Annotated in this window: 13 protein-coding genes and 1 pseudogene; 2 read left to right on the top strand and 12 right to left on the bottom strand. The window is 62.6% G+C overall.

The annotated features are described in order from the left end of the window. Positions 1 to 56: 56 nt before the first annotated feature. The 12 genes and pseudogenes from QO034_RS17085 to tssA all read right to left on the bottom strand — a co-directional run bounded on the left by QO034_RS17085 (position 57) and on the right by tssA (position 15,296). A complete protein-coding gene (locus QO034_RS17085; RefSeq protein WP_321170022.1) occupies positions 57 to 3,158 on the bottom strand; it encodes a type VI secretion system contractile sheath domain-containing protein in 3,102 nt (1,033 codons plus the stop codon). A 3-nt stretch (positions 3,159 to 3,161) separates the two neighbouring features. After that, a pseudogene (tssB, locus tag QO034_RS17090) lies at positions 3,162 to 3,635 on the bottom strand (type VI secretion system contractile sheath small subunit); the annotation flags it as partial. Beyond that, positions 3,632 to 4,489 carry an ion transporter gene (locus QO034_RS17095; RefSeq protein WP_284486742.1) on the bottom strand — a complete coding sequence of 286 codons (858 nt, stop codon included), beginning with the start codon at positions 4,487 to 4,489 and terminating at the stop codon, positions 3,632 to 3,634. The pseudogene tssB (QO034_RS17090) and the gene QO034_RS17095, both read right to left, overlap by 4 nt. Positions 4,490 to 4,524: 35 nt before the next feature. Continuing rightward, positions 4,525 to 7,227, bottom strand: coding sequence for a type VI secretion system ATPase TssH (gene tssH / locus QO034_RS17100; protein WP_284486743.1), 2,703 nt, complete (start codon positions 7,225 to 7,227; stop codon positions 4,525 to 4,527). A 25-nt stretch (positions 7,228 to 7,252) separates the two neighbouring features. Further along, positions 7,253 to 8,299, bottom strand: a complete 1,047-nt coding sequence (gene tssG / locus QO034_RS17105; RefSeq protein WP_284486744.1) for a type VI secretion system baseplate subunit TssG — start codon at positions 8,297 to 8,299, stop codon at positions 7,253 to 7,255. Then, a complete protein-coding gene (gene tssF, locus QO034_RS17110; protein WP_284486745.1) occupies positions 8,263 to 10,140 on the bottom strand; it encodes a type VI secretion system baseplate subunit TssF in 1,878 nt (625 codons plus the stop codon). The genes tssG and tssF overlap by 37 nt, the downstream gene beginning before the upstream one ends. Before the next feature lie 5 nt (positions 10,141 to 10,145). Then, positions 10,146 to 10,643 carry a type VI secretion system baseplate subunit TssE gene (gene tssE / locus QO034_RS17115; protein ID WP_284486746.1) on the bottom strand — a complete coding sequence of 166 codons (498 nt, stop codon included), beginning with the start codon at positions 10,641 to 10,643 and terminating at the stop codon, positions 10,146 to 10,148. Beyond that, positions 10,636 to 11,457 carry a type VI secretion system accessory protein TagJ gene (locus QO034_RS17120; RefSeq protein ID WP_284486747.1) on the bottom strand — a complete coding sequence of 274 codons (822 nt, stop codon included), beginning with the start codon at positions 11,455 to 11,457 and terminating at the stop codon, positions 10,636 to 10,638. The genes tssE and QO034_RS17120 overlap by 8 nt, the downstream gene beginning before the upstream one ends. Before the next feature lie 78 nt (positions 11,458 to 11,535). Beyond that, positions 11,536 to 12,075 (bottom strand): Hcp family type VI secretion system effector, encoded by a 540-nt coding sequence (locus QO034_RS17125; RefSeq protein ID WP_284486748.1) that lies wholly within the window; start codon positions 12,073 to 12,075, stop codon positions 11,536 to 11,538. Positions 12,076 to 12,142: 67 nt separating this feature from the next. Then, positions 12,143 to 13,636, bottom strand: a complete 1,494-nt coding sequence (tssC, locus tag QO034_RS17130) for a type VI secretion system contractile sheath large subunit (protein ID WP_284486749.1) — start codon at positions 13,634 to 13,636, stop codon at positions 12,143 to 12,145. Positions 13,637 to 13,645: 9 nt separating this feature from the next. Next, complete coding sequence (gene tssB / locus QO034_RS17135) at positions 13,646 to 14,158, bottom strand: type VI secretion system contractile sheath small subunit (protein WP_284486750.1); 513 nt, start codon at positions 14,156 to 14,158, stop codon at positions 13,646 to 13,648. Between the two features lie 70 nt (positions 14,159 to 14,228). Next, positions 14,229 to 15,296: a type VI secretion system protein TssA gene (gene tssA / locus QO034_RS17140; RefSeq protein WP_284486751.1), complete on the bottom strand. Its 1,068-nt coding sequence runs from the start codon at positions 15,294 to 15,296 to the stop codon at positions 14,229 to 14,231. A 173-nt stretch (positions 15,297 to 15,469) separates the two neighbouring features. On the opposite strand from tssA, the gene QO034_RS17145 reads away from it, so the two are divergent. Then, complete coding sequence (locus QO034_RS17145; RefSeq protein ID WP_284486752.1) at positions 15,470 to 16,822, top strand: hypothetical protein; 1,353 nt, start codon at positions 15,470 to 15,472, stop codon at positions 16,820 to 16,822. 39 nt (positions 16,823 to 16,861) lie between these two features. Then, positions 16,862 to 17,281 carry a hypothetical protein gene (locus QO034_RS17150; RefSeq protein ID WP_407696780.1) on the top strand — a complete coding sequence of 140 codons (420 nt, stop codon included), beginning with the start codon at positions 16,862 to 16,864 and terminating at the stop codon, positions 17,279 to 17,281. The last annotated feature ends 2 nt before the right edge of the window (positions 17,282 to 17,283 follow it).

A 17,283-nucleotide genomic window follows, 5' to 3' on the forward strand; every position in this document is an offset into this window, starting at 1 on the left:
CCTTTCAAAGCGGACCGGACGGTTGCGCCGGGTGGAAATCGAAAATCTATCGGTCATCATAAATCCTCCAGCAACGCCGCCAGATCGGCATCGATATCGCCCGGTGCCGCATCGTCCGGACCCGAGGTATCGGAGTCGTCGAACCCCGCCAGAAGGTCGTCCAGACCGAGATCGTCCTCCGGCGCTGCCGCGGGTTGCGGCTTGGGTGCCGATGGCGGCGGCGGTTCGACCCCGGACCATGGCCCGAGAATGTCGCCGCCGGCAAGCGATTGGAAGGACGCGAGCCGGATCTCGTCGCGCCCCTTGATCGACACGACCGGCATCACGCCGCGGGTCATGACCTTTTCCACCTTCTCCAGCGTCAGGTTGCGTTCGGTGCAGGGCAAGGCAACCTGATCGCCATGCCGGTCGGTGACGAAATGATAGGGCATGCCCCCAAGCGACATGACCGAACCAAGCCCCATGCTGGCGCCGTTCTTGCGGAACGACCGCGCCAGCAGGATGGCGACGAGAACACAGGGGTTGGCCCAAAGCATGCCGCCCAGCCCCTCCGCCATCGTGAATTCCTCGAACTTGAAGGCATAGATCGGTTCGGATTTTGCGCCGTAGGGGCGGCGCAGCAGGAACCGCGGCGACACCAGGCCCAGATACCCGGCTTCCGGCAGGGCGCGCAGGCCGTCCCAGGACGCCGCGACGAGCGGATGGCGATCCTCTTTCGCGATGTCCAGGAACCCCGGCGACAACCCGGAAACGAACGGTGCATCCACATGCGCCGCGACGCGCGCGATCCGGCCCAGGATCTCCGCATGGGGCGGCGTTTCCTCGAACGTGTAAAGGCCGATCAGGGCCGAATACCCGCCGCGCCCGGTTTCTTCGTCCAGCGGCGCGCCGGTCAGCATCCGGGCCAGACCGCTCTGTCCAAGATCGGCGGCGGACGCGAGATCGGCGGCGATTTCTTCGGCCGAAACGTCATAGAGCATGACCTCGAGCGTATCGTCGGTTTCGACGCTGCGCGCGATCAGGTCGATGGACCGCCATTGCGACTCGATCGACTGGAATTCCGGATGGTGCAGTATCATCCGCATCGCCGATGACAGCGCGGCGTCCACCGCCGATTGCATCGCGACCGCATCCGCGTCCGGAACCGCGCGCACATGGGGTCCGACGATCCGCGCCAGCATGTCGTCCAGCGGCGAAGCCTGGGTCAGTTTCGCGGTCGTGTCGCCGATGAGTTTCTGGAAGTCGGTCAGCTTCAGCCCCGCGGGAACGGCATTGCCCGACGAGGTCCGGCGCGGGGACGACACCGGCGTCCCATGGGCTTCGCCCCAGGCCCGCAGGTCGCGCATCGCGTTTTCAGCGGTGCCGCCGCTGCCAAGCCGCGCGCGCAGACCGGCGAGTTCGGCGAAGATCTCGACATTCTCGTAAAGCTCGTCCGGGTGAAGATCGTCCAGCCCGTTCAGCGCGATCTCGACCCCGGCGCCGTCCTGCCCGATGGGCAGCACCAAGCGGGTGGCGAAACCTTCGATCACGTCCTCGACCGTATCGGGATCGAGCAGGATGGCCCTGCGGTTGGCCAGGGCATCGCCGGTTTCCAGCACACCGCGCGCCGCACGACCGGAGAAATCACCGAGAATGGCAAGGCGGAATCGCTTGCGTTTCAAAGCTTCACGGCCTGGACGTTCGGCGGATAAGGTTCCAAAAGCGATCTCCGCATCGCCCGACAGATGCGCTTCGCCTTGTCCGGCGACCGGTTCAGGTTCACCGGCACCCAGGTCTCCCAGAAGATCATCCAGATCGTCGCTGGCGGAAGGCGTGTCCTGCTCCGGTTCCGAAAGAAGATCATCAAGGTCGAAATCGTCGAGGTTGAAATCGTCGGACGCAGGTTCTGTCGCAGCTTCTTGGGCCGGCGCGGGCTCCGGCTCCAGCGCGTCGGATTCAGTCAGCAGGTCATCCAGATCGAAATCGTCGGATGGGTCAGCCACCACGGACCCGGAAACAGGAACTGGATCCGGCGAATCCGGGTCTGACAAAAGATCATCAAGATCGAACTGGTCGGACACAGGTTCCACCGCGGAGTCGGTAGCCGCAACAGGTTCCGGCTTCGATGCATCTGGTTCGTTCTGCAGGCCGTCGAGATCGAAATCGTCGAGCGCAGGCTCTGTTGAAGCCTCGGGAGCCTGTGCCGGTTCCGCTTCCGGCACGTCGGGTTCCGACAATAGGTCGTCGAGATCGAAATCGTCGGACGCTGGTTCTGGCGCAGCTTCGGGGGCCGGAGCGGGCTCCGGCTCCGGTTCTTCCGGTTCCGGCAGCAGGTCGTCCAGATCGAAATCGCCATCGGAAAGCTTATCGGCGGCTTCGGCATTCAGACCAGTGGTCACCCCCTGGTCCCCATCCGGGGCGTCTCGGGAGGCATCGGCCAGATCGGAAAGAATGGCATCCGCCGGGTCCGTCTTCGTGTCGTCCGCATCGAATTCCGCGAGTCCTGCGAGAATATCCTCTGAATCGTCCGTGGCCGGCTGGTCCTCGACTGGTCTCGCCGCGAGGTCCGACAGCACTGTTTCGGCAGACGTTTCGGAGTCCGGGGCAGATTCGGGTTCGGTATTGGCCAGCGTGTCGAGCACAGAGGCCACGGACTCCGGCGACTGCGGCGCGACGTCCGCGCCGGATGCGGCAAGGTCCGCCAGGACAGAGTCGGGTGTTTCATCAGGACGTTCGGGCGTTTGCGCACCGGCGAGCGCGGACAGGACCGCATCGCGGTCATCGGTCTCGGGCAGGTCGGTCTCGGGCGCGGCCAGCCCGGCCAGCGTATCGGCGACATCGGTATCGGGCGTGTCATCGTCGGGCGGGGCGGCCGCACGCAAGCCGTCCAGAACATCGGATTGCGGGTCCGTCTCCGGCGCGGCTGACGTATCCTGTAAGCGCATCTGGTTCAGGATGTCCGCAGTGTCATTCTCTGGTTCCGGGTCGGGCGTGCCCCCCCTGGGCAGGGACGCCAGAACGTCATCCGCTGTGGTGTCTGCCTTGGCGGTCGCCTCGGGAGACGCAGACCTCAGGGCAGCCAGAACGTCTCCGGTGGTGTCAGGCGGCGCATTGTCATCCACTTCCAGCGCCCGAAGACTGTCCAGGGCCGCATCGGCGGTGCGCCTTTCGGTTTGCATCCCCGAAATCGCGCCGAGCAAGGAGGGGTCGGCAAGGATCTTTTCGATCAGCGCCTCTGCTCCCGCTTTGCCGTCCATATAGGCCATCAGGTCGGAAAGCTGGCTGCGGGCCTCCAGCAGGACGCGTAACGGTTCGATTCTGGCCGCGATCGCGCCGGGCGAAAAATCGTCCATCTTCTCGAACGTCAGATCGACGTTCAGGTTGCCTTCGCCGGTGAGCGTGTTCGGCACCGAGAACGCCACCCGCGGCTGCATCGCCTTCATCCGGTCATCGAACGTATCCACGTCGATTTCCAGGAAGCGGCGGTCGTCGATCGCTGGCTGTGCAGCATTGGACTTGCCCGAAAGGTCGGACAGGACGCCCATCACGAACGGCAGCTGAACCTTCTTTTCGGAACCGTAGAGTTCTACATCGTATTCGATCTGGACCCGTGGCGCGCGGTTCCTCGCGATGAATTTCTGCGATTCTCCGGTCATTTGACCAGACCTTTCAGTTCAGCGATTTCGCGGCGCATCGCCTTGATCTCGGCGGTCATTTCGATGACCCGCTGATCCACGATGTCGGTCTCGCTCTTGACGAGACTGCGCAGGTTCTCGAATTCGGCCTGTTCGTCCGCTTCCACCGCCGCCTGCATCGTGTTGACCAGAAGGCCGATGAACAGGTTCAGGACCGAGAAGGCAGTGATAACGATGAAGGGCACGAAGAAGGCCCAGGCGTAGGGGTAAACCTTCATCACCGGCCGCACGATGCCCATCGACCAGCTTTCCAGGGTCATGATCTGGAACAGCGAATAGAGCGACCGCCCGAGCGTGCCGAACCATTCGTCAAAGTTGGGGCCGTACATCAGCGTCGCCATGACGGCGAAGACGTAATAGACGATAGACAACATGATGATGACCGCGCCCATGCCCGGCAAGGCATCGAGCAAGGCCTGCACGACGGCCCGCATCTGCGGCACCACCGACAGGAGCCGCATGGCCCGGATGACGCGCAGCCCCCGCAGAGCCGACAATCCGCCCCTGTCCGGCAGCAGGCCGAGGCAAACCACGACGAGGTCAAAGATATTCCAGGCGTTGGAAAAGAACCCCCTCAGACCGTAGGCAAAGAACTTCAGCGCCAGTTCCGCGACGAAGATGGCCAGGACCACCTCGTCTATGACTTTCAGCGCTGGCCCTATCTGCGCCGTGATCGTATCGGAGGTGGACATGCCCAGCGTCACCGCGTTGAAGATGATCACCCCCAGGATGGTGTTCTTGACAGTCTCGCGTTCCACGAACTCGCGCGCCTTGTCCTGGAGCGTCGGTTGGCCGGCGTCAAAGTTTGGATCCACGTTCACCTCTTGTCACCCCTCTTTCCGTTCCCGTCTCAGTCGAACGTATAGGAAAACGAAGCTCCGTCAGAGTCGATCGCCACCCTGTTGACGGCGCCGCCTTCCATCATCCGGCGCAGGAACTCTGCCGAGATTTCCGGCAGCATGGTGTTGGTCACGATGGCGTCGATCATGCGCCCGCCGCTTTCCAGTTCCTGGCACCGTTCGACAATCGTATCCACGACCGCCTGCGAATATTCGAACGGCACCCCGTGGCTGCTTTCCACGCGTTTCTTGATCCGTCCCAATTGCAGCTTTGTGATCTCGGCGATCATGTGCTGGGACAGCGGATAATACGGGATCGTCACCAACCGCCCCAGTAGCGCCGCCGGGAATATCTTGAGCAACGGATCACGCAGCGCCTTGGCGATGCCTTCGGGTTCGGGCATGAGGTCCGGATCGGAACACAGGTCCATGATCAGGTCGCTGCCGGCGTTGGACGTCAGCAGGATCAGCGTGTTCTTGAAATCAATCACCCGGCCTTCGCCGTCTTCCATCACGCCCTTGTCGAAGACCTGAAAGAAGATCTCGTGCACGTCCGGGTGGGCCTTTTCCACTTCGTCCAGAAGCACCACCGAATAGGGCTTGCGCCGCACCGCCTCGGTCAGCACACCGCCTTCGCCATAGCCCACGTATCCCGGCGGTGCGCCTTTCAGGCTGCTGACGGTGTGCGCCTCCTGGTATTCGCTCATGTTGATGGTGATGACGTTCTGTTCGCCCCCATAGAGCACCTCGGCCAGCGCCAGCGCGGTTTCGGTCTTGCCGACACCTGATGTCCCGGCCAACAGGAACACGCCGATGGGTTTTGACGGGTTGTCGAGCCCCGCGCGGCTTGTCTGGATGCGCTTGGCGATCATCTTCATCGCGTGATCCTGGCCGATCACCCGCTTGGCGAGGTGGTCCTCCAGATGCAGGATGGTGTCGATTTCGTCCTTGACCATGCGGCCGACCGGAATGCCGGTCCAGTCGCCGACGACGCTGGCGACGGCCTGGTGATCGACGATGGGCAGGATCAGCGGGCTTTCCCCCTGGAGCGCGGTCAGTTCCGCATTCTTGACCTTGAGATCGGACAGAAGCCGGGCCCGATCCTCGTCCGACAGCGGGCTGGCTTCGGCCTCTTCGCTGCCGGGTTCGGCTTCGACCGGCGCGCCGCCTTCGCGCAGTTTCTCGCGCAGGTCGAGGATCTCCTGCACCACGGTCTTCTCTGCCTCCCAGCGGGATTCCAACCCGGCAAGGCGTTCCTCCTCGGCGGTCTTGGCCGCCATCACGGCCTCGCGCCGGTCGCCGACGTCATACCCCGCCGTCTCGTCGCGCTCGATGATCTCGAGTTCGGTGCCCAGCGCCTCGATCCGGCGGCGGCTGTCATCGACCTCGGCGGGCACGGCGTGCTGGCTGACCGCCACGCGGGCGCAGGCGGTATCGAGCAGGCTGACCGACTTGTCCGGCAACTGACGCGCCGGGATGTAGCGGGCCGAGAGCGACACCGCCGCCTCTATGCCTTCGTCCAGAACCTGCACCCGGTGGTGCTTTTCCAGCATAGACGCGATGCCGCGCATCATCAGGATGGCCTTGTCGATGCCAGGCTCATCTACCTGCACCACCTGGAAGCGGCGGGTCAGGGCCGGATCCTTCTCGATGTATTTCTTGTATTCCGCCCAGGTCGTCGCGCCGATGGTGCGCAGGGTGCCGCGCGCCAGCGCCGGTTTCAGCAGGTTGGCCGCATCGCCGGTGCCGGCAGCGCCCCCCGCCCCGACCAGCGTATGGGTTTCATCGACGAACATCACGATCGGCGTCGGGCTGGCCTGCACCTCGTCGATGACCTGGCGCAAGCGGTTCTCGAATTCGCCCTTCATGCTGGCCCCGGCTTGCAACAGCCCCACGTCCAGCGCCAGTAGGCGCACGTTCTGCAACGCGGGTGGCACGTCGCCGCGCGCAATCCTGAGCGCGAAGCCTTCGACCACCGCGGTCTTGCCGACACCGGCCTCGCCGGTCAGGATCGGGTTGTTCTGACGCCGCCGCATCAGCACGTCGACGATCTGGCGGATTTCCTCGTCGCGCCCCACGATCGGGTCGATTTCCCCGTTGCGGGCCTGTTCCGTCAGATCGGTGCAGAACTGGTCGAGCGCCTCGGTCCCGCCAAGCTGCGCGGATCGCGCGCCGCTGGCTTCGCCCGGCTCCACCCCGCCCCCTGTCCTGCTGCCATCCTGCGGCGCCATCCGCTCTTCCGGCGATCCCGCCGTGGCCTTGTCGAACTGGTCGGCAAGATCATCTGCCTTGACGCGGGCCAGTTCGGGCGAGATACCGGCCAGGATATTGCGCAGGGCCGGGGTCTTGAGCATCCCCAGCAACAGATGCCCGGTGCGGACCTGGCTGGAACTGAACAGCAGCGAGCCCCAGACCCAGCCGCGCTCCATCGCGTCTTCGACGTGATCCGAGATGTCGGAAATCGACGATGCTCCGCGCGGCAGGGCGTCCAGGGCCCGGGTCATCTCGGCCGCGATCCTGCCCGCGTCCAGATCGAAATGATCGACGATCCGGTGCAGGTCGCTGTCCTGACCCTGCAGGATCTGGTGCAGCCAGTGCACCAGTTCTACGTAGGGGTTGCCTCGCATCTTGCAGAACACCGTGGCGCTTTCCACCGCCTGGTATCCCAGCTTGTTGAGCTTTCCAAATAACGCTACGCGGCTGATTTCGCTCATTGTGTGTCCTTCCCTGTTCTTTTGGTCATCCCGGCGTCACGGGCACCGAGTTTGTCTCCGGATATAAAAAGAGATCGTCCACGTCGTTCCTGGCGTCATCCGGTTCCGGACGGGACCGGATCCAGCTGGTGTGGCCCAGACGCGTTGTGCCACCGAGGCTGGAGCGCGGCACCTCGTCCCCGGCCAGAACCAGGTTGACGTCCCAGTCGAGGCTGTCGCCGATGTAGTTGCGCACGATCGATTGCAGGCGCGCGAGGGACTCTCCTCCGGGCAGCAGCCTTTCGTAATCCGCAAGCGACAGCGGGCCGATGCGCAGGCGGAACTTCGCGCCACGGGTCCAGACCTTCTGGCCGATGCTGGTGCTGCGGCCCAGCCCCGCAGGTGCGCCCAGCCGCCACCGGTCGTCCGGTTCGAGTTCCAGCCAGCTGCCGACGAATTGCTGAAGCCGAACGGGCACGGTGAAGAACGCGGAGAGGATCGAAACCAGCCCCTCCGGGTTGCGCGACGCCTGCGACAGGTGCCCGGCGAAATGCAGCTTGGCCAGATCGGGCATCGCATCGCGATCCCGAAGATGGGCGCCGTGATACCCGGACAAGGCCGCCACCCGGCGGGCCATCGGGTCATCCGTCCGGTCAAAACTCGGCGCGGGTTGGCCGGTGACCCAGGCCCGGTAAAGCAGGCTCAGCATCCGGTGCGTGATCATGTCGGCAAAGGCCAGAATGGTCGTATCCCGGTGATTGCGCAGCCTGTCGCGGACATATTCCGTCATGTGCAGCGGCAACGGCCCCTGCGGGCCGAACAATCCGAAGAACCGATTGGTCAGACGCGCGGGCTTGCCGCCGGCCGCCGCCCTGAAACCGGAAATGGTCGATGGCGGGAATGCCAGTTCCGCCTCCTGTCCAAGGCGCACCCTGTCTTCCCGCGGTCGCCGGCTTTCCCCGAGACGGGGCGCATCCGAATAGGCGGCCTCGATGATCCGGAGCGCATGAAAAACATGGTGTTTCTCCGGTTCCCGCGTGAGCCGTTCAAGATGGCTCAAATCATCCGGCCCAGACCGGTTTCCGGTCGCCATCTGGCAATTTCCCCGCGTTTCTGCGTTTTCAAAACGGTTTCGGTAAAACTGTTGATCGTGGTGTAGCGGCGCATGAAGCGTTCCAGCACCGCCCCCAGCACATAGGCGCTGGTGCCTTCGAAAAAGCTCTCGTCAAAACCGATTGTCACTTCGATCCCGCGCACGGCGGTGGACAGCACCTCGTCGCTCATCCGCCGCACGATGGGGCGGCTCGACACAGACACCAGGCCTTCGAGTTGCTTTTCCGTGACCCGGTCCCCGAGCGGCGCATAAAGACCGACCAGTTCGCGCAGCGCAGCGGCGGAATCGCCCTGCCCCGACTCCGCGATCGACAGGTAGTTGAGGCTGAGGTGGCTGATCAGCCGCCAGGCGGTATCGCCCTGCGCCAGCGTCGGATGCGGTCGGGTCGGGGAAACCGGCAGCCGGATCGACTTGACCGGCCCGCCTTCGGGCATCTGGAATACATCCGCGTCGCCGGTCGCCAGCAGCATCGGAAGATCCCGGTTGGAGCACAGGGCGGTGACAGCCAGCTGCCCCAGATCGGCGCCATAGGGCGCCTGCGCCCGATCCACGAGACTGACATAGACTTCGGACCCCAGGTAGGAGGTGCGAACGCCGCGCAGCCGTTCTTTTTCCGATCTCTGCCGCATCCGCCGGCGCAGCGTGTAATAGGCGGGATGGGTTTCGCCGGCGGCGGTGAAATCGGTCGCCGAATAGAACGGCCGGAAGACCACGTCATCCGCCCCCGTTCCGCTGATGCCGACGACGCTTTCCAGTGAATAGATCTCGAAATCCAGAGCCGCCGTGCGACTGGGGATGACATGCTGTTCCGTATCGCGGGCCGTTACCTGCACCCGGTCGCATCGCTTTGGAAACAGGTTGACCGCCGGCACGGCATTGGGCGTGAACGCTTCGGGTATCACGATGGGCGCGACGTCGCGGCGTCCTTCCTTCAGCAGGATGTAGATATCGACGTCGACCCCGGTGGCACTGGCGAGCGCCGGGCGCAATCCGCGAAGTTCCACGAACAGGAACCGTTCCGGCATGGCAAAATATTCCTGCAACAGCCGGTAGCCGTCAAAGGACCGCTTGGGCGTCGGCAGCAATGCTTCGTCGCGATCGAACCCGCGCTGCACGACCGCGCCGCCGGGCAGCAGTTCGGCCCAGTCGTCGCGCCGGTCGGTCGAACGGCCGGACAGCCCTTCGACCTGCGTGCAGAGCAGTTCCAGCAACGCCCAGCTGTTGCCGCCGCCGCTGTCGAGATAGAGGGTCAGGTTGTCCATCGGCAAGGCGGCGATCGCTTCGCCATCGGTGCGGCGCAGGCGCAGGCGAATGCCCGCGCGGGCTTCGCCGTCGCCGGCCACGCCCGCCGCCACCAGCTCGCCGCGTCCGTCGATATATTCCGCCTCTGCGATCTCGATCGGCCAGAGGGTCATTTCGTTTGCCGTCAGGAATTCGCAAGGCGTGCTTTCGCCTTCCATGAACCGGCTGCGCAGCGCCGTGTGGCGATGCAGCTTGTAGCCGTTCTTGATCGCCGAATTGGTGACATCCGGTTCAAACGCCGCGACCATCATCGACGGGGTCGGGGCCAGGTAATGCGGGTAGACGATTTCGAGAAGATTGCTGGTGAAGGCGGGATACTGCAGTTCCAGTTCAAGCTGGACCCGAGCGGACAGAAAGGCCACGCCTTCCAGCAGGCGTTCGACATAGGGGTCGAGCACTTCGACACCTTCCATGCCCAGACGGCCGGCGATCTTGGGATAGGCCGCGGCGAATTCCGCCCCCATGTCCCGCAGGTAGATCAGTTCTGCCTCATAATGTTTCATCAGCCGCGTATCCATGGCGACTACCGGCTCCTTTCCACGGAAACTTCACCCGTGATCACATCGACCTGGCTGCGAAGATACAGTTCCAGCGGCATCGGCTGCGCCCACATGTCCGCCCTGATGATCAGGGCCACCGTCATGCCCCCGCTCTTGTCGTCCGGGCTGAGGCTCACGTCGACGGATCCCTTGATGATCCGTGGCTCGTGGGTCGCGATCGCCTGTTCGATCGATTTCCGGATCATTTCCGAACGCATGGCGGTGGAATATTCACCGGACACCTCGCGCAGCCCGTAGTTCACGACGGATCGCGCGACATTCGGCATGGCTTCGGCATCGAAGGACCGTTCGATGTTGTGCGTGTTCAGCAGCCAGGACAGGTCGCGCTGGATGATGTCACGCAATCGCCCGATGTCGATGACACGGGATTCCCGTGTTTCTTTCAGATCGCCGGGCGCATTGTCCGTCAACCTGTCCAGCAAGGACGGCTGCAAGCGTTCGGCAATGGTCTTGTCAGCCATTGCCGGGCGCCCCTCCGTCCATGGCGGCGCCCTCCATCGACAGGCTTCGGATGTCCAGAATGGCGTAGTCCGCCTGATCCGTCGTCAGAAGCCGCTGACCACCGCCGACAAATGTCTCGCCGCCCAGGTCGGTCCAGGTCGTCGCGCGGGCCAGTTTGGCGGCTGCGTCGCCATTGACCGTCGTGCCGACGTAGCGGGTGGGAATCAGGGCCGCGACCTCGCCGCCGTTCTGCAGCGAAAGGGTCGCCGCCGTCCAGACCGCATCGCGAAGATCGGAAGGCGGGTCCATCGTCAAGGAGCCGATCGACGTGAACGGCAGCCAGAAATAGCGGCCATTGACGATGATCTCGAGAACCGGACCAAGGCGCATATCGGCATCGGCGACCCATTCGAACGGATCATCGTTGATATGGCCCGAACAGGACGGGGCGGCGTCAAAGGCCCGCGCCCGCAAATCCGCCGCCTTGTCCGGAGCACCGGAAGCCAGGGTTTTCTGGGCTTCGACGAGAAGCGCCAACCATTCTGCGGGTTCGCCGAAGATCAGCGGGTCCTTCTCGCCGAGGAAGACCTTTTCGCGATAGACTTCACAGATGATCGCCTCGCGGTAGGTCTTGGCCATCATCGTGGCGGATTCGTCCATTTCCGCGCTCAGCTTCAGCTGATTGATCGCGCGTTTCCAGTCCCCCAGAACGCAAAGGAGCTGGAACAGGAATATCCTGAGCTTCGGGTTCGCCGGATCGGCGCGCACCTTGTCCTGCAGGGCCGCAAGCGCCGCATCCGGATCGCCGGATTTCAGAAGGTCTTCTGGGGTCATCAGCTGTATCCGAATTTCAGGGGGCTGACATGACACCCCGACGCGGAACGTCGGGGTGTCGCGCCATGGACTTGCCAATTATGACTTCGAGACACCGGCCTCGTTCGACATGATGTCCCAGGCAAAGTCGGATTTCTTGCCATCCTTGCCCAATTCGCCGGTCTTCGGATCACCGGCCAGGTAGGCGACTTCGATCTGACGATAGGCCAGTTCCCAGTTTTCTTCCGGGATCTGCTCTTCGCCGCCCGACACTTCGTATTTGTCGATGACTGAATGGTGCAGGGTGAAGGTCAGATAGGGTTCCATCCCCGTCGAACCCGATCCCGACCGGCACAGGTGGATGACGGTCTTGGTTCTGACGGTTCCGTCCGCCACAGACAGCATCAGCTTGGGCGACGCCAGGCTCAGTTCGGACGTCACCGCGATCTTGCCGAAGTTCGCGTTGGCATAGCCGCGCTGAGTTGTTCCGAGGTCGGACATGTCGAGTGTGCGTTCGACGTTGAACGACACCGACTTGAGCGGAATCCAACCGCTCTTGCCTTTTTCCCCGGCCTTTTCCGGGAGCTTGACAAGACTTTCACCGGAGGCCCCGGTGATCATGATAAATGCGTTTTCCATCTTTTTTCCTTTTTACGTTTTGGCGCCACGCGCCTGTCTTGAAAAATTGTTCCGGCGGGTCAGAGTATTAACCCTTTTCCGAAGGCAGTTTGGACACCAGCCGCAAGGACACGGTAAGCCCTTCCAGCTGATAGTGGGGGCGGAGGTAGAATTTCGACGAGTAGTAGCCGGGATTGCCCTCCACTTCTTCGACAACGACTTCGGCGGACGCGAGTGGTTTTTGCGCCTTCACCTTTTCGTTGGACACGTCTGCATTGGTGTCCACGTAGTTGCTGATCCAGGTCTGCAACCAGGACTGCATGTCGTTGCGGCTCTTGAACGACCCGATCTTGTCGCGGACCATGCATTTCATGTAATGCGCGAAGCGGCAGGTCGCGAACAGATACGGCAGGCGGGCCGCCAAGTTGGCGTTGGCCGTCGCATCCGGGTCGTCATATTCGGCTGGCTTGTGCAGCGATTGCGCGCCGATGAAGGCCGCCAGGTCCGAATTCTTGCGGTGAATCAGAGGCATCATCCCGTTCTTGGCCAGTTCCGCCTCGCGACGGTCCGAGATCGCGATCTCGGTCGGGCATTTCTGATCCACGCCACCGTCGTCGGTGGGAAAGGTGTGACTGGGCAGGTTTTCCAGCGCGCCGCCGCTTTCAACGCCGCGAATGCGCGAACACCAGCCGTATTCCTTGAAGGACCGGTTGATGTTTACCGCCATGCCATAGGCCGCGTTGACCCAGCCGTACTTGCTGCTGTCCGCGCCCTCGGTGTCTTCCTCGAAGGCGAAGGCCTCGACCGGGTCGGTCTTTGACCCGTAGGGCAGACGGCCCAGGAACCGTGGCATCGCAAGGCCGACGTATTTGGAATCCTCGCTTTCGCGCAGCGACCGCCAGGAGGCGTATTCCGGCGTCTGGAAGATCTTTGTCAGATCGCGCGGGTTCGCCAGTTCGCTCCAGCTGTCCATCTGGAAGAGGCTGGGCTGCGCGCCGGTGATCAGCGGCGCATGGGCGGCGGCAGCGATCTTCGACATCTCCGTCAGCAACTCTACATCCGGCGGACTGTGATCGAAGTGATAATCGGCGACCAGCGTGCCATAGGGTTCACCGCCGAACTGGCCGAATTCCTCTTCGTAGATCTTCTTGAAGATCGGCGACTGGTCCCAGGCGGTGCCTTTGAACTTGCGCAGGGTCTTGTGCATGTCCTTCTTGCTGATGTTCATCACCCGGATTTTCAGCATTTCATCCGTTTCGGTGTTGTTCACCAGGTAGTGCAGGCCACGCCAGGCGCTTTCCATCTGCTGGAATTCGGCGTGGTGCAGGATCAGGTTGACCTGTTCCGTCAGTTTCTTGTCGAGTTCCGCCACGATGCTTTCGATCGACCGCAACGCATCGTCCGAAACGAGTGCCGTGTTGGCGAGCGCCTGCTGGGCCAGGGTCTTGACCGCGGTTTCGACCGCTGTCTTGGCCTGGTCCGATTTGGGACGGAATTCCTTTTGCAGCAGATCGGCGAATTCGGAGGATCCGAAGGCGGTGGCTGCACCGCCGGCTTCTGCCTGGGCTTGTTCTTCGGCCATCTGTCTCTCCTATTCTTCGTCGCTGTCGGCTTTGGGGGCCGGCTGGGCGGCAAGGGTCTTCAGCAGGGCCGGGTCGGTGATGATCTTGCTGATCAGGTCCTCGGCGCCGGTCTTCCCGTCCATGTAGGTCATCAGGTTGGAAAGCTGGCTGCGCGCCTCGAGCAGTTCCCGCAGCGGTTCGACCTTGGCCGCAATCGCGGCGGGCGAAAAATCGTCCATGCTTTCGAAGGTGATATCCACCGCGAGATTGCCTTCGCCGGTGAGCGTATTCGGCACCGTGAACGCGGCGCGCGGCTTCATCGATTTCATCCGGTCATCGAAATTGTCCACGTCGATTTCAAGAAACTTCCGGTCAGCGACGCTTGGCTGAGGAACTTCGGACTTGCCGGCCAGATCGCTCATCACGCCCATGACGAAGGGCAACTGGACTTTCTTCTCGGCCCCGTAGAGTTCGACGTCATATTCGATCTGAACCCTCGGCGCGCGATTTCGCGCTATGAATTTCTGTGAACTATCGGCCATTGAGTGCTCCTTCGTATCCCTGTTTTTACACTTCTAACGTCCCGGTCGGACAAGATGCCGGCCAGTCCGATCAATCATCTTCGTCGTCGTCGTCATCGTCATCGCGGCCCAGCCCGCCCACCAGTCGCACATTGTCGAGCCCTTCGGGCGCCATGTCCCGCATGATCGTGAGAAAGTCCGCGTGAACAAGCCGCTTGGCGCGTTCAAGCAGGATCGGGAGCGGACTGGAGGGCTCATTCTGCTTGTAGTAGGTCACAATCCTTTCCAAAGCATTCGTGACGTCCGTGCGGGAACTGATCGCTCCCGGAACCGTTCCGGGCGCCGATTTTGCACGGGGTTCTTCCGGCGCATCTTCGCCGCTATCTTCCACGTCCTCCTGCGCACCTTCCTCACCTGCGTGTTCGGCCAGCCGCTTTGACATCTGACCGAGCAGCTTGAGCAGCGGATCGAGTTCCGGCCCCTGTCCCGGCGTCTGTTCATCAAAAACCGCGGCAATGGCGCGGACGTTTTCGGCCGCAGTCCGGACAGCGGCCAGGGACGCGGTCAAGGTGGCGGGGTCCGTATCCTTGAACGCCGCCGCGATGGTGGCCGTGTCGGGGCCGGTTTCACCGTCCGGCAGCGTGATCTGACCCTCGGACACGTCAATATCCCGGATCGAGAACCGGCCGAAGCCACGGCTGTTCGTCATCGCCGCCCGACGCAGCGACCGGTAGACCGGCGACGGACCCGCCAGCCCGCCAGGCTGCCCGCACAGACCCTGGACCGCATTGACCCGCATGGTCGGGTCGTTGTCGTCGTCTTCGTCGAGTTCCGGGTGACAGCTGTCCCAATAATTCTCCAGAACGCCCCGGATGACGGTCGTGGCATCCGCAAAACCGGTCAGACCTTCGGTGTGAAGGATCGCATCGGCCAGATAGACGGCGGCGCGCAGATCATGGCTCTGTTCCAGCACGGCAAGTGCCTTTTCAACCACGTCGGAATAGTCCGGATCATGACCCTGGGTGACGGACTCTCCGATCTGCTGTTCCGCGACGGGCTGGGCTGCCAGTTCCATCTCGGTAAAGAGCGGTTCGTATTCCATGTTCTCGCCACTGGGCGAGTCGTCGCTCTTTGTCTGCAACAGGACTTGCGGGTCCATCGTGTCTCCCTTCGTAGCGGCTTTTTTGCACCGCAAACACACTTGAACCCAACTTCCGCGGCATATGCTGTAACGCAGTTCACACAACGCAAAAAAACAACTTCTTGACCGTAAGTCAGCCTTATCGTCATGTTAAAGTCAAATAAATTCCCGTGGACGAGAGAGTGGCAGACATGGCTGATTTGAAAGTTGAAGGCGCCGAACTCAAGCAGTTGGTGAAGCTGGGCAAGAAACGCAGCCTGTCGTTCGGATTCTGTCCCGGACCGAAGGCCGACCACACCCTGCTGATCGATCGCCGCAAGAGCCCGGAGATGCTTGGAAAATTGGCGCGGCAGGAAGGATCGTCGCCGAAAGTCGCGTTCGGGACCTTCGAGGTCAAGGGCCGCACGATGGAGATGACCTGCGGGCGGACCGTGCCGCAAATGGCCAAGGTTCTGAAAAAATACCTAAAAACCCAGAAGATCACGATCAATGTGGTGGTGCTGGATGCCGAGGGAAACACGGTGGACAGCGATGTCGAGGATCTGGCACCCGATCCCAGCATGGAGGATGATGCCGACACTGCGGCCATCCAGGACGATGCTGACGACGAAGTCGAGGCACCCGCTCCCGCCGCCGCTGACGATCAGGCCGCGGAAGCTGCGGACGACGACGCGAAGGACGGAACACTGGACGCGGCTTCGCTCGCGGCACGGCTGAAGGCGCTGAAACCCGCCGTTACCGAGGCAGCGCCGGACGTAGCCGCGAAGCTGGGAAAGGTCATGGCCGCCGCTGTAGCTCAGATCAAGGCCGCCACGCTGGAGCAGGCCGATGCGACGGTCACAGCCCTTGAAAACGCGGTGGCGCGGCTCGGCGAAGGCGCGAAATCCGCCGAACCGGCGACGCCGGCGGACGACGAAGCGGATTTCAAGGCGCTGGCGGTTCGCGCCCAGGCTCTGAAAGGCGCGATCGAAGGCATCGCGGCCCCCGCCAAAGACAAGCTGATGGCGGCGCTGACCGACGCGGTCAAACAGATCCGCGAACGCAACCATGACACAGCCGCAACGATCCTCGGCAAGATTGAAACCGCTGTCGGCAAGCTGACAGCAGCCACACCGGCAGCCTCCGCCGACGACGGAAAGGCGACACCTGCAGATGTCGCGCCCTTTGTCCAATCCCGCGACGCCTGGATCGAAACCCGGAAGAACCTGCGCCAGGAAATGACGGACCTGAAATCCGCCATCGACACGGCAACAGCCAACGTCGACGGTTTCGAAGACGTTCCCAAGAAATCCGGCATCTTGCTGGACCATATCGACGACATCGATTCCGGTCTCGAAACCACGCTTGATCAGATCGTGAAAACGCCCGACGAAGCCAAGCGCGAGGAATTGAAAGCCGGCGCCCGCAAGATCATCGAAACCTACCGAGGCGTACTGGATACGGACTTCTTCAAGGCGGTCGACAACAACGGGTTCATCAAGACCAACATCCGCGGGTCGGCGCTGGACTCGCTGCAAAAAGTCAGCGCCGCGCTTTCAGCGTGATCCGGCGGGGAAATTCCCTCACATGAATCGGAGATGGACATGATCGCGCTGAAACATGCCCTTGCGGCGATGGCACTTTTCGTTGCTGGCGCCGCCGCGGCGGAAACCGGCCGCCTGACCGTCGAATTGAACAAGGTGGAGGAAATGGACAGCGGGGACTGCCGCGCCTTTTTCCTGTTTCGCAATGACACGGGCATGAGTTTTGAGGGCTTCGAGATGTCGCTGGCGATCCTTGATTCCAACGGCGTCATCGACCGGCTGCTGTCGGTGGACGCCGCGCCCTTGCCGGTGGCCCGCACAACGCTGAAACTGTTCGAGATCCCTGGCATGCAGTGTTCCCGTATCTCGGAGATCCTGCTGCACGAGCTGACCTCGTGCAAACCCCAGAACGCCGACGAGATGGATTGTTTCGCCATCCTGACTCTGACCAGCAGAGCTTCTGCTCAGCTGGTCAAATAGCG

The sequence above is a fragment of the Sedimentitalea xiamensis genome (assembly GCF_030164465.1).
In the GTDB taxonomy this organism is placed as follows: domain Bacteria; phylum Pseudomonadota; class Alphaproteobacteria; order Rhodobacterales; family Rhodobacteraceae; genus Sedimentitalea; species Sedimentitalea xiamensis.